Source organism: Streptomyces melanosporofaciens, from assembly GCF_900105695.1.
GTDB lineage: Bacteria > Actinomycetota > Actinomycetes > Streptomycetales > Streptomycetaceae > Streptomyces > Streptomyces antimycoticus.
Genome location: NZ_FNST01000002.1, coordinates 5,404,848 through 5,417,069, shown reverse-complemented (window position 1 = coordinate 5,417,069; position 12,222 = coordinate 5,404,848). Strand labels below are relative to the sequence as shown.

Annotated in this window: 10 protein-coding genes; 1 reads left to right on the top strand and 9 read right to left on the bottom strand. The window is 73.7% G+C overall.

All coding sequences use genetic code 11. The annotated features are described in order from the left end of the window. Window positions 1–29 precede the first annotated feature (29 nt). Both BLV72_RS26265 and BLV72_RS26260 read right to left on the bottom strand, forming a co-directional pair. Window positions 30–761: a Crp/Fnr family transcriptional regulator gene (locus tag BLV72_RS26265; RefSeq protein ID WP_093465266.1), complete on the bottom strand. Its 732-nt coding sequence runs from the start codon at window positions 759–761 to the stop codon at window positions 30–32. A gap of 83 nt (window positions 762–844) precedes the next feature. After that, window positions 845–2,365, bottom strand: a complete 1,521-nt coding sequence (locus tag BLV72_RS26260; RefSeq protein ID WP_093465265.1) for an MFS transporter — start codon at window positions 2,363–2,365, stop codon at window positions 845–847. A 54-nt stretch (window positions 2,366–2,419) separates the two neighbouring features. Here BLV72_RS26260 and BLV72_RS26255 point away from each other — a divergent pair, with 54 nt between their 5' ends. After that, window positions 2,420–3,481 carry a GlxA family transcriptional regulator gene (locus tag BLV72_RS26255; RefSeq protein WP_244320966.1) on the top strand — a complete coding sequence of 354 codons (1,062 nt, stop codon included), beginning with the start codon at window positions 2,420–2,422 and terminating at the stop codon, window positions 3,479–3,481. A 155-nt stretch (window positions 3,482–3,636) separates the two neighbouring features. On the opposite strand, the gene BLV72_RS26250 is transcribed toward BLV72_RS26255, so the two are convergent. The 7 genes from BLV72_RS26250 to BLV72_RS26220 form a co-directional block, all read right to left on the bottom strand. Beyond that, entirely contained in the window at window positions 3,637–6,261 is a 2,625-nt protein-coding gene (locus BLV72_RS26250) for a polynucleotide kinase-phosphatase (RefSeq protein WP_093465262.1), read from the bottom strand. Further along, window positions 6,258–7,850: a 3' terminal RNA ribose 2'-O-methyltransferase Hen1 gene (locus tag BLV72_RS26245; RefSeq protein WP_093465260.1), complete on the bottom strand. Its 1,593-nt coding sequence runs from the start codon at window positions 7,848–7,850 to the stop codon at window positions 6,258–6,260. Before BLV72_RS26245 ends, BLV72_RS26250 begins: the two co-directional genes overlap by 4 nt. Before the next feature lie 33 nt (window positions 7,851–7,883). After that, window positions 7,884–8,840, bottom strand: coding sequence for a homocysteine S-methyltransferase (gene mmuM, locus BLV72_RS26240; protein WP_093465259.1), 957 nt, complete (start codon window positions 8,838–8,840; stop codon window positions 7,884–7,886). A gap of 23 nt (window positions 8,841–8,863) precedes the next feature. Further along, window positions 8,864–9,787 (bottom strand): LLM class F420-dependent oxidoreductase, encoded by a 924-nt coding sequence (locus BLV72_RS26235; protein WP_093465257.1) that lies wholly within the window; start codon window positions 9,785–9,787, stop codon window positions 8,864–8,866. Between the two features lie 18 nt (window positions 9,788–9,805). Then, a complete protein-coding gene (locus tag BLV72_RS26230; protein WP_059141673.1) occupies window positions 9,806–10,291 on the bottom strand; it encodes a DUF6099 family protein in 486 nt (161 codons plus the stop codon). 375 nt (window positions 10,292–10,666) lie between these two features. Then, complete coding sequence (locus BLV72_RS26225; RefSeq protein ID WP_093470548.1) at window positions 10,667–10,984, bottom strand: nucleotide pyrophosphohydrolase; 318 nt, start codon at window positions 10,982–10,984, stop codon at window positions 10,667–10,669. A 52-nt stretch (window positions 10,985–11,036) separates the two neighbouring features. Then, window positions 11,037–12,194, bottom strand: coding sequence for an AAA family ATPase (locus BLV72_RS26220; protein ID WP_059141850.1), 1,158 nt, complete (start codon window positions 12,192–12,194; stop codon window positions 11,037–11,039). Window positions 12,195–12,222 lie beyond the last annotated feature (28 nt).

The following is a 12,222-nucleotide window of genomic DNA, read 5'->3' as shown; positions in this document are numbered from 1 at the left end:
AAAGTGCGCGCCCGCGCTCGGCCGTGGGGTCAGTCGCGGGGGTCGGTCGCGGGGCGCGCCGGGATGTGCTCCCCCGTCGCGCGTCCCTCCGCCAGCAGTCGCAGCAGTCCGATGTCCATCACCACGAAGCGGCGCGAGGCGGTCCGGACGACGCCCTGGCCGCGCAGCAGCCGCAACGCCTTGGCGACCGCCTCCCGGGTCGAGCCCACCGCGGCCGCGATGTCGTGCTGGGGCAGCGGCAGATCGACGGTGATCGCCCCGTCGGCGGCGGGGTGGCCGGTGCGCTCGGCGAGTTCGACGAGCCGGGCCGCCAGCCGCTGCAGCACCTTCTCCGAGGCGAGTGAGCGCCGCTCGCCGTCGGAGCTGCGCAGCCGGGAGCTGAACTGACGCATGATCAGTACGGTCGCGACGGGACGCGCGGCCAGATAGGCCCGGAACCGGTCGCCGGAGACCACCACCGCCTCCATCCGGCCGAGCGCGGTGACGGTGGCGCTGCGCGAACCGTGGTCCACCGCGGCCTGGTCGCCCACGACCTCGCCCGCCCCGCGCAGCGCCAGGATCAACCGCACCCCGCGCTCGGTCTCCACGGAGATGGTGGCCCAGCCGGAGGTGATCGCCACGACGAAGGTCGTACGGTCGTGTTCGCGCAGCACGACCTCGCCGGGGGCGTAGCCCCGGGGGGTGCCGAGTGCGAGCAGTGCGCGCCGGTCGTCGGCCGGAAGGGCGTGCAGGAAGGGCCGTCCGTCCTCGAAAAGACTCATCCGCCCTCCGCTCAGCTCGTCGTCGTCAGGCCTGCGGAGAACCCAGGGACCGGTCAGCACGCTAGGCAGCTGGCACGGGCACGTCAATGGTGCCGTAGCGGGTCGGTGCCGGATCCGCCGTTCTCCCCGGGATCGACCCGAACTCCCGTACGCACAGCGGCGCCCGCGACGGCCGCGAGCGCGGCGGTCACCGCCGTGAAGACCCATCCGGCGCGCAACGCGTCCAGCCCCGGCCGCGCGGCGCCGCCGGTGATCATGACCAGCGCCGCGACACCCAGGGCCGAGCCGCCCTGCCGGGACATCATGAGCACCCCGGAGCCGAGGGACAGCTGACGAGCCGGAAGCAGTCCGGCGGCCGAGAACATCACCGGCTGGTAGAGCCCCGCGCCGATCCCGGTGAGCACCAAGCCGGGCATGAACCCCACGGCGTAGTGGGCGCCGTCGCCGCCCGCCAGGAGCAGCCACCACACCGGCCCCGCGGCGAAGCACAACCCGCCGACCACGGCCGTGGTCCGCTCCCCCAGCGCCCTGACGATCCGCCCCGACAGCATCGACACCACCAGGACGGTGAGCGGCCAGGGTGTGACGGCAAGGCCCGCCCGGGCCGAGGACCAGCCCCATGCCCCGGTGAACAGCAGGGTCGCGGCGAGGATCGAGGCGGCGTAGGCGAGGAAGTAGCTGAGCAGCCCGAGCGTGGCGGCGGTGAAGGCGCGGGTCCGGAACAGCGCGGGGTCCACCACCGGATCCGGATGGCGGCGTACGTGCGCCACGGCCAGTGCACCCATGACCAGGCCGACGGCGAGGAAGCCGAGGGTGGCCGGGGCGCCGTAGCCCCAGTCCGCGGCCTCGACGCAGGCGGTGGTGAGCGACCCGGTGCCGAGCAGGACGAGCAGCGTGCCCAGCGGATCGAGCCGGCGGCGCTCACCACGAACGGGCCCGGTGCGGACGGGCCCGGTGCGCGGCAGCAGCCGCAGCCCGGCCACCCATGCCAGCAGCACCACGGGCGGATTGACGAGGAAGATCCAGCGCCAGTCGGAGGCGGCCAGCAGGCCGCCCGCCACCGGCCCCGCACTCGCCGCGACCGCGCTCACCGCCGTCCAGACACCGACCGCCGTGGCCCGTTCGCGCGGCGGGAAGGCGGGCAGGGCGAGCGAGAGGGAGGTGGGCACCAGGACGGCCGCCGCCACGCCCTGCACCACGCGCGCCGCGATCAGCGTGCCGAGCCCGGGGGCGGCGCCACACGCGACCGAGGCGAGCCCGAACAGCGCGATGCCGGTCAGGAACGAACGCCGCCCGCCGATCGCGTCGGCCAGCCGGCCGGCCGGGACCAGCAGCGCGGCGAGCACGATGGTGTAGGCGTTGAGCACCCAGGACAGCTCGGCGGTGGACGCCGAGCGGAAGTCCGCGCCGATCGCGGGGAAGGCGATGTTGACCGCGATCATGTCGAGCACGGCGAGGAACTGGGCCGCCGACGCGACGGCGAGGATCAGCCAGCGCCGACGGCTGGGGGCGGGGGCGGCTGCGTCGGGGGCGGTGGCGGGGGCCGGACCGGGGGTGGCCGCGGGCACACCGCTCCCCTGGGCCTTCGGGGAAGGGGTCGTCATGCCCGTCCAGCCTCGCCCCCGGGGCACGGCGGAGCGAGTGGCAGGAGTGACAGCATGCGCTACATTTCTGCCATGCGGTCCATAGCCCTCGCCGTCACCCCGGGCATGCCGATCTTCGACCTGGCGGTGCCCTGCCATGTCTTCGGCACCGATCGCCCCGGGCTCCCCGACCCCTGGTACGAGCTGCGGGTCTGTGCGATCGGACCGGGCGGCGCGGAGGCCGGTGACCCGGTCGCCGCCCGTTCGTGGTTCGCAGCCCACACCCCGTACGGCACCGAGGAGCTGATCGCCGCGGACACGGTGATCGTCCCGGCCTCGGCCGATGTGCGCGGTGATCCGCCCGAGGAGCTGATCGCCGCGCTGCGCGAGGCCCACCGGCGCGGCGCCCGCATCGTCTCGCTGTGCTCGGGTGCGTTCACCCTCGCCGCGACCGGACTTCTCGACGGCCGTACGGCGGCCACCCACTGGATGTACGCGGCGCTGTTCGCCGAGCGCTATCCGGCCGTACGGCTCGATCCGTCCGTGCTCTACGTCGACCACGGCGATGTGCTGACCGGGGCGGGGTCCACGGCCTGCATCGACGTCTGCCTGCATCTGGTGCGCGAGGACTACGGCACCGAGGCGGCCAACACCCTGGCCCGGCAGCTCGTCGCGCCCGCCCACCGGCCCGGCGGCCAGGCCCAGTACATCGAGGCGCCGCTGCCGGAGCGCACCGACGACTCGCTCGCCCCGCTGCTGCACTGGGCCGCCGAACGGCTGCATGAGCCGCTGACCGTCGCCGACCTCGCCCGCCGCGCCCACACCAGCCCGCGCACCCTGGCCCGCCGCTTCCACGCCGCCACGGGCACGACGCCGCTGCGCTGGCTGCAGGGCCAGCGGATCGCGCGCGCCCGGGAGCTGCTGGAGGGCGGCGATCTGCCGGTGGACCGGATCGCGGAGCTGTGCGGTCTTGGCACGGCGGCCAATCTGCGCCGCCACTTCACCCGGGCCGTGGGGGTGCCGCCGCACGACTACCGCCGCGCGTTCCGGGCCCGGGAGACCCGCCTTCCAGCCCCTCCGGCGATTGAGGAGCGGGGTCCGGGGCGAGGCCCCGCCTTCCAGCTCTCCGGCGATTGAGGAGCGGGGTCCGGGGCGAGGCCCCGCCTTCCAGCTCTCCGGCGATTGAGGAGCGGGGTCCGGGGCGGAGTCCCAGGTGAGGGAAGGGGCGGGGAGGGGAACAGCCCGCCGCAGGCGTGACGACCCGCCGCCCGACCGCCCCCGGACCGTCGTCCCTACAACCGCGGATCCACCGGTTCCGACTCCAGCGCGAGCACCGCGAAGACCGCCTCGTGGACGCGCCACAACGGCTCGCCCTCCGCCAGCCGGTCCAGCGCCTCCAGCCCGAGCGCGTACTCCCGCAGGGCGAGCGAGCGCTTGTGGCCCAGATGGCGCACCCGCAGCCGGTCCAGGTTCTCCGGGCGGGTGTACTCCGGACCGTAGATGATCCGCAGATACTCGCGGCCCCGGCACTTCACGCCCGGCTGGACCAGCCGGCCGTCGCCCTTGCGGACGAAGCCCTGGAGGGGCTTGACCACCATGCCCTCGCCGCCGGCCGCCGTCAGATCCAGCCACCACCGCACGCCCTCGGCGACCGAGGCCTCGTCCTCGGTGTCGACGATCAGCCGCCGGGTGGGGGCCAGCAGCCGGGCGCCGTGGCCGTCGGCGGCCGGCTTCTCGGCCTCGATCATCCGGTCGATCAGGGCGAGCTGCTGATCATGGGGCAGCGCGGTGGCGAGGTTACGGCCCTGGGCGGCCAGGATCTGGAACGGCGCCATCCGGATACCGTCCGGCCCGTCGACCGGCCAGCAGTAGCGCCGGTAGGCGTCGGTGAACGCGGTCGCGTCCGACGCCCGTTCCCGCTGCTTGCCGAGCAGGGCGGACACCTCGACACCGCGCGCCTCCGCCCCCTCCAGCGCCGCGAGTACGCCGGGGAGGACGGCGCGGGAGGCGGCGCCCACCGCCGCGTACTGGTTGCGCAGCAGCCCCTCGGCCTTGAGCGACCACGGCATCAACTCGGCGTCCAGCAGCAGCCAGTCGGTCTCCAGCGCCTGCCACAGCCCGGAGTCCTCGAGGGAGCGGCGCAGCACGCGCAGCACGGTCTCGGTGAGCTGGACGTCGTCGAAGAACGGCCGTCCGGTACGGGTGTGGATCGTGCCGGAGGCGCCGTCCGGCGCGCCGAAGCGCTCCCGTGCGAGCTCGGCGTCACGGCAGACCAGCGCCACCGCGCGGGAGCCCATGTGCTTCTCCTCGCAGATCACCTGGCGCACCCCGTCCGCGCGGTAGGCGGCGAACGCCTCCGCCGGATGTTCGAGGAAGCCTCCGTCGGCGGCTCCGCCGCCGGTCCCCTCCTTGGAGGTGGCGGTCGGCGCCATGGTGGGCGGGAGATAGCCGAGCAGCCGGGGGTCGACCGCGAAACGGCTCATGACCTCCAGCGCCGCCGCCGCGTTCTCCTCCTTGACCGCGATCCGGCCCATATGGCGGGTCTCGACGATACGGCGGCCCCGCACATCGGCCAGGTCGAGCGGGCGGCCGTCGGCGCCTCCGGGGGCCTCGGTGGTCAGCGGCTTGACCGGTTCGTACCAGACCCGCTCGGCCGGGACGTCCACCAGCTCGCGCTCCGGCCAGCGCAGCGCGGTCATCCGGCCGCCGAAGACACAGCCGGTGTCGAGGCAGATGGTGTTGTTGAGCCAGGAGGCACGGGGGGTGGGGGTGTGGCCGTAGACGACGGCGGCCCGGCCGCGGTAGTCCTCGGCCCAGGGATAGCGCACCGGCAGCCCGAACTCATCGGTCTCGCCGGTCGTCTCCCCGTACAGGGCGTGCGAGCGGACCCGTCCGGAGGTGCGGCCGTGGTACTTCTCGGGCAGCCCGGCGTGACACACCACCAGCGCCCCGCCGTCCAGTACATAGTGGCTGACCAGCGACTCGATGAACGCCCGCACCCGCTCGACGAAGGCCGGGTCCGCGGTGTGCTCCCGGTCAAGCTGCTCCACGGTCTCGGCGAGGCCATGGGTGACCCGCACCTTGCGGCCCTTGAGATAGCGGCCGAGCTTGTTCTCGTGGTTGCCGGGCACGCACAGGGCCGCGCCGGAGGCGACCATGCCCATCACCAGCCGCAGCACCCCGGGGCTGTCGGGGCCGCGGTCGACGAGGTCGCCGACGAGGACCGCCGTACGGCCCTCGGGGTGGGCGGCGTCGACCGGGCGGCCGGACTCGTCGCGGCGCAGGGCGTAGCCCAGCTTGCCCAGCAGGGTCTCCAGCTCGGAGCGGCAGCCGTGGATGTCGCCGATGATGTCGAACGGGCCGGTCAGATGGCGCAGATCGTTATAGCGGCGCTCGGTGACGACCTCCGCGGCCTCGACCTCCTCGACGCCGCGCAGGACATGCACCTTGCGGAACCCCTCGCGCTCCAGCGACTTCAGGGAGCGGCGCAGCTCACGGCGCTGGCGGGGGATGACATGGTCGGGCATCCCTGCGCGGTCGGGGCGCTGGGCGTTGCGCCGGGCGCACTCGCCCTCGGGGACGTCGAGGACGATCGCCACGGGCAGGACGTCATGCTCGCGGGCGAGCGCGATCAGGCTGCGGCGGGACTCGCTGCGGACGTTGGTGGCGTCGACGACGGTCAGCCGCCCGGCGGCCAGCCGCTTGCCCACGATGTAGTGCAGCACGTCGAAGGCGTCGGGGGTGGCGCTCTGGTCGTTCTCGTCGTCGGCGACCAGCCCCCGGCAGACGTCGGAGGAGACGATCTGGGTGGGCAGGAAGTGGTGCCGGGCGAAGGTGGACTTGCCGGATCCGGTGGTGCCGACGAGCACCACGAGGGACAGGTCGGGCACGCCGATCGGGCGCTTCTCCTCGGTCATGCTGCTGCCTCCTTCGTCGTGATCGCGGTGCGGTCGCCGCTCCGGCTGTCCGTGCCGTCGTCGCCGCCCTCTGCGGCCAGGCGGAAGAGCGCGAGCTGGGTGGGCGGGCCGACCTCGGGGTCCTCGGGGCCGACGGGGCGGAACTCCACCGCGTAGCCATGCCGTTCGGCGACCTGCTGCGCCCAGGCCCGGAACTCCTCGCGCGTCCACTCGAAGCGGTGGTCGCCGTGGCGCATCCGCCCGGCGGGCAGGGTCTCCCAGCGCACGTTGTACTCCACGTTGGGCGTGGTCACCACGACCGCCTTGGGCCGTGCGGCGCCGAACACCGCCTGCTCCAGGGCGGGCAGCCGGGGCGGATCCACGTGCTCGATCACCTCGCTGAGCACCGCCGCGTCATATCCGGCGAGCCGGGAGTCGGTGTAGGTGAGCGCGCCCTGGGTCAGCTTCAGCCGGGCCGACGACTGCCGCTCGGCCGAGCCGGTGTCCATTCCCGGACGGTCCGGCCCCGGACGGTCCAGCCGCAGCCTCCGTGCCGCCTCGTTGAGCGCGCGCATCGACACATCGACGCCCACGATCTCGGTGAACCGCGCCTCCTTCAGCAGCGCGCCCAGCAACTGGCCCTGGCCACAGCCCAGATCGAGCACCCTGGCCGCCCCGGCGCCGCGCAGGGCGTCGAGTATCGCCTCCCGCCGCCGTACCGCCAGCGGCACCGGCCGCTGCTCGGAACCCTCCTCCCCGTCGTCCTCCTCCAGCGGCTCGGCCGCCGGTTCGCCGAGGGCGTTGTCGACGGCGTTGTCGATCTCCTCCGCCTCGGTGTCGTCGGCCTCGGCGAGCCGCGCCAGCTCCAGCCGCTCCAGCGCGCTGCGCGTCAGCGACCAGCGCCGGGCCAGATAGCGGTTGGTGATCAGCCGCTGCTCGGGGTGGCGCTCCAGCCAGCCCTCACCGGAACGCAGCAGCTTGTCCACCTCGTCCGGGGCGACCCAGTAGTGCTTGGCGTCGTCGAGCACGGGCAGCAGCACATACAGATGGCGCAGGGCGTCCGCCAGCCGCAGCTCGCCCTCCAGCACCAGCCGTACATACCGCGAGTCCCCCCAGCGCGGGAACTCCTCGTCCAGCGCCACCGGCTCGGCCGTCACCGCCCAGCCCAGCGGCGCGAAGAGCCGCTCGACCAGGGCGGCGCCGCCGCGGGCGGGCAGCGCGGGCACCTCGATCCGCAGCGGCAGCGCTCGCTCCGGCAGCTCGGGCCGGGCCTTGCACTGGCCCCTGAGCGCACTGGAGAAGACCGCGCTCAGCGCGACGGCCAGCAGTGAGGAGGCGGCGTACGGGCGGTCGTTGACGTACTGCGCGAGCGCGGAGTCGGGGGCGCCGCCCCGGCCCTTGCCGCGGCCCCGCCGCACCAACGCCACGGGGTCCACTTCCAACAGCAGCGCCGCGGTGCAGCGTTCGGCGGTCGCCTCGGGATAGAGGACATGCGCGGTGCCGTAGGAGGTCGAGAACCGCTGCGCCTTGTCGGGGTGCTTGTGCAGCAGAAACCCGAGGTCGGTCGCGGGGCGCTCGGCGGTGCCGGTGGTGGTTATCGTCAAGAACACCCGTCCGAGTATCGCCCGGTGCCCCTTCCTCACCTAATGGTTTCTCACCACGGCGGCCAGCTCCGCGATCCGCTCCGGCCCCACCCGGCAGCAGCCGCCGATGAGCCGCGCCCCCGCGTCCCGCCATGCCGTCACCCGCCCCGGGTCGAAGGTCGCCCGGCCGCGCCAGCTGCGTGCCGTGGCATCCCACTCCTCTCCGCTGTTCGGATAGACCACCACCGGCTTGCCGGTGATGTCGGCCGCGATCTCCACGGCCCGGTCCGCGTCGCCCGGCTCACAGCAGTTGACGCCGACCGCGATCACCTGGTCGACCCCCGCGGCCAGGGCGAACGCGTCCCGCAGGGGCTGCCCGGCCCGGGTGGTCTCCCCCGCGACGCTGTAGGAGAGCCATACCGGCACCCCGCATCCCTCGACGGCGCTCAGCAGCGCCGCGGCCTCATCGGCGTCCGGCACCGTCTCCAGCGCCAGCGCATCGGGCCCGGCCGCGGCCAGCGCCTCGATCCTCGGCCGGTGGAACCGCGCCAGCTCGGCCACGCTCAGTCCGTACCGCCCGCGGTACTCGCTGCCGTCCGCCAGCATCGCCCCGTAGGGCCCGACGGAGGCGGCGACCCACACCGGCTCCGCGGCCTGGTCGTCCGTGGCCCGGTCGCCCGCCGTCGCGCGCTCGGCGGCCGCCCGTTCCGCCCCCGTGCGCGCCAGCTCGACACTGCGCCTCAGCAGCGACGTGGCCTCCTCGTGGCCCACGCCCCGGTGGGCGAAGCCCTCGTAGGTGGCCTGATAGCTGCTGGTGATGAGCACCCGTGCGCCCGCCCGTGCGTAGGCGATGTGGGCCGCCTCGATCTGCCCCGGGTCATCGGCCAGCAGCCGGGCCGACCACAACGCGTCGGAGAGATCGCAGCCCTGTGCCTCCAGTTGGTTGGAGAGCCCGCCGTCGAGGACGAGCGGCCCGCGCTCCAACGCGGTGGCCAAGGGCGTGCGGGATACGGACATCACGGGTGCTCCTGGTGGTTCGCTCAGCCCAGCTGGGCCTGGACCTGCGAGGAAATCAGCTCCAGGTGGTCGAGGTCTCGGAGGTCCAGCATCTGGAGGTACATCCGGGAGGCGCCCGCCTGCGCATAGCGGCCGATCTTGTCGACGATCTCGGCCGGGGAGCCCGCCAGGCCGTTCTCCTTCAGCTCCTCGACCTCCCGGCCGATCGCCGCGGCCCGCCGGGCGACCTCGGCGTCGTCCTTGCCCACGCACGCCACGAGCGCGTTGGAGTACACCAGGTCGTCACCCTTGCGGCCGGCGGCCTCGGCCGCGTCCCGCACCCGGCCGAACTGACGCTCACTGTCCTCGACCGAGGCGAACGGCATATTGAACTCATCCGCGTACTGAGCGGCCAGCCGCGGCGTGCGGGTCGCCCCCTGGCCGCCGATCAGCACCGGCACCTTGCTCTGGGCGGGCTTGGGCAGCGCCGGGGAGTCCACCAGCTGGTAGTGGGCACCGTCATAGCCGAAGGTCTCGCCGACCGGGGTCTGCCACAGCCCGGTGACGATGGCCAGCTGCTCCTCCAGCCGGGCGAACTTCTCCTTGGGGAAGGGGATCCCATAGGCCCGGTGCTCCTCCTCGAACCAGCCCGCGCCCAGACCCAGCTCGACTCGTCCACCCGACATCTGGTCGACCTGCGCGACCTGGATCGCCAGCACACCGGGCAGCCGGAAGGTGGCGGCGGTCATCAGCGTGCCCAGCCGGATCCGCCGGGTCTCGCGGGCCAGCCCGGCCAGGGTGATCCAGGCGTCGGAGGGACCCGGGAGGCCGTCCCCGCTCCCCATGCGCAGATAGTGGTCGGACCGGAAAAAGGCGTCGAATCCGAGGTCCTCGGTGGCCTTGGCGACGGTGAGCAGAGTGTCGTAGGTCGCCCCCTGCTGGGGCTCGGTGAAGATGCGAAGATCCATGGCCCCCATCCTGCCTCTTCACGCGGCACCGCCCCACTCCCCGCCCCACTCGCGGAACGTGAGATGCCGGAGCATCCCGTGCACCCGGTCCCGGGCCTCGTCCGCCGCGTCGATCGCCTCCACACACTGCCAGTACAGCGCCTCCTCCTCCGTATTGGAGGCGACGCCGACCAGCGCGAACCCCGCCTCCGCGAGCAGATCCCCCAGCGCCAGCAGCACCTCTCTCGGATCGCGCACCTCCGAGAGCTGTGCGGCCCGTAAACCCCCGCCGCGCAGCGTGGGGTGGTGCAGCGCCGGGTGGAACAGGGCGCCGCGCGCCCGCCCGCCCGCCTCGCACAGACCGCGCGCCTCCGCTCGCGCGGCCGCCGGGCCACTCACCACGAAATAACCGCCGACCGCCTCGGCCAGCGCTTGAACCTGCCAGGCTTCGGCCACGATGTCGTGCACGCCCCCGGCCTTCGCCAGGGCGTGCCGGGTGACACCGATCAGCCGCATCGCGTCCATTCCCCGCACCCCTCTCAACGGACTTCCGAGCCCGTCACTCCTCCACTACCCAGAGTGATAACTAACAGGCCGAAAAGCTAGGGGAATTCAGGAATCTGTTGACAACAGTTGCGGTGTGGATAACTTTTTCACTACGGAGAGTGACCAAGGGGAGGGTTGAAGGGCCTGCGGGCCATCCGAGATCACGGTTCACTGCCAGAGCGCCCGTTCACCGTCATAGTCCCCCGTTCACCGCCAGACCCCCCATTCACCGCCAAAGCACCCGTTCGCGGCCAGCGCCCGCCCGCGATAAGGGCCCCGTCCGCGGTCAGCCCCCGTCCGCGGTCAGCCCCCGTCCGCGGTCAGCGCCCGTTCGCGGTCAGCCCCCGTTCGCGGTCAGCGCCCCCCGTTCACCGGAAACCGCCCCTCGTTCCGGTCGATCTTCGCCGAGAGCGCCGCGAGCGCGTCGATCCCCAGCACCTCGCAGAACTGGAGCAGATACGCCAGTACATCGGCGACCTCGTCCTCGACCCGGCCCGCCTTGCCCTCGTCCTCCATCACCCGCGCCGACTGCTCCGGCGTCAGCCACTGGAAGATCTCCACCAGCTCCGATGCCTCGACGCTCAGGGCCGCCGCGAGGTTCTTGGGGGTGTGGTACTGCTGCCAGTCGCGCGCCGCCGCGAAGGCGGCCAGCCTGCGCTGCAGCGCCGCCACATCCAGGCCGTCGGTTCGGCCGCCGGTCCGGCCGTCGGTTCGTCGCTCGCTCTCATAGGACTCGCTCACGCCCCAGGTCTACCACCGTGACGGGGGCGTCCCCGACCGCCCCCGTCACGTCCCCCACCGTCCCCACGAGCCGGATGTGCCCCCGTGCGCACATCCGGGCCGCCACCCCCAGGAGCTCCCGCGCCTGCCGCCGGTCCAGACACCGGTCGAAACCGTCGGCCAGCACGGTCAGCACCTGCCGCGCGGGGAGCACATCGGCCGCCGGGTCCACGGCCAGCACACCGGGCCCGGTCAGCAGCACGAGCGCGAGCGCGAGATACCGCAACTCGCCGTCGCCCAGCCGCTCCACGGGCATCGCGCCGAGCTCCCCCTGCTCGACCAGGGCCCGCACCACCCCGTCCGCGTGCCCCTCGGTGACCAGGCCCTCCACCGGCCCGACGCACCCCGCGCGGACCGCCGCGACCAGCGCCGCATGGCGCGTGCCGCACTCCCGGCTGGTCCGCCGCAGCACCGCCGCCAGGTTTTCGCAGCAGCCGCGCAGCCGCCCGTCCCTCGGCACCGCCGGCGCGCGCATCCGCTCCGGCCGCGGATCGCAGGGGAAGACCGAGCGCAGCGCGATGACCACCTGCTCGGCGGCCGCCAGCGCGAGCCGCTGCCCCTCCGTCGTGCCCGCGACCCGCAGCGGCAGCAGCGAGGTCGCCAGCCGGTCGTCGGGCAGCGGGGCGCGGGTCACCGCCACCGCTCCCGCCGTATGCCAGGCTGCCTGCACACAGCGCCGCCCCGGGTCGCGCAGCGCCGTCTCCAGCAGCGTCTCCCCCGCCCCCGTCATCCGCTCGCCCACGATGCGCAGTTCGGGCTCGGCCTGTACGGCGACGTCGAGCTGTACGGGCCCGACCGGGCCGTCCACGGTGCAGCCGATGCGGAACCCGCGCCGCCCCTGCCGGTCCGGCCGCGCCCGGCGCGGGATGTACGCGGCCGGGTCGCGGAACACCTCCGCGAGCCGGGCGCCGCCCGCGAGCCGCGCGAGCGCCGCGTACGCCTCCAGCACCCCGGACTTACCGCTGCCGCTGGGACCGGAGATCAGGGTCAGCGGGCCCAGCGAGAAGGCGGCGCGACGGTGGGTCTTGAAGGCCGACAGCCTCAACTCGGAGACCACGGGCCGCAGTTCGGTCCTGGCGGGCAGGAGCCCGGATGCGCTCATGCTCCGGAACATATCTCTGGCACATACC

What these genes read in the sequence shown, in the direction of transcription:
- BLV72_RS26260 (WP_093465265.1), bottom strand. Translation starts at nt 2,365, where the DNA reads ATGACGACCCCTTCCCCGAAGGCCCAGGGGAGCGGTGTGCCCGCGGCC.
- BLV72_RS26220 (WP_059141850.1), bottom strand. Translation starts at nt 12,194, where the DNA reads ATGAGCGCATCCGGGCTCCTGCCCGCCAGGACCGAACTGCGGCCCGTG.
- BLV72_RS26265 (WP_093465266.1), bottom strand. Translation starts at nt 761, where the DNA reads ATGAGTCTTTTCGAGGACGGACGGCCCTTCCTGCACGCCCTTCCGGCC.
- BLV72_RS26255 (WP_244320966.1), top strand. Translation starts at nt 2,420, where the DNA reads ATGCGCTACATTTCTGCCATGCGGTCCATAGCCCTCGCCGTCACCCCG.
- BLV72_RS26235 (WP_093465257.1), bottom strand. Translation starts at nt 9,787, where the DNA reads ATGGATCTTCGCATCTTCACCGAGCCCCAGCAGGGGGCGACCTACGAC.
- mmuM (WP_093465259.1), bottom strand. Translation starts at nt 8,840, where the DNA reads ATGTCCGTATCCCGCACGCCCTTGGCCACCGCGTTGGAGCGCGGGCCG.
- BLV72_RS26230 (WP_059141673.1), bottom strand. Translation starts at nt 10,291, where the DNA reads ATGGACGCGATGCGGCTGATCGGTGTCACCCGGCACGCCCTGGCGAAG.
- BLV72_RS26250 (WP_093465262.1), bottom strand. Translation starts at nt 6,261, where the DNA reads ATGACCGAGGAGAAGCGCCCGATCGGCGTGCCCGACCTGTCCCTCGTG.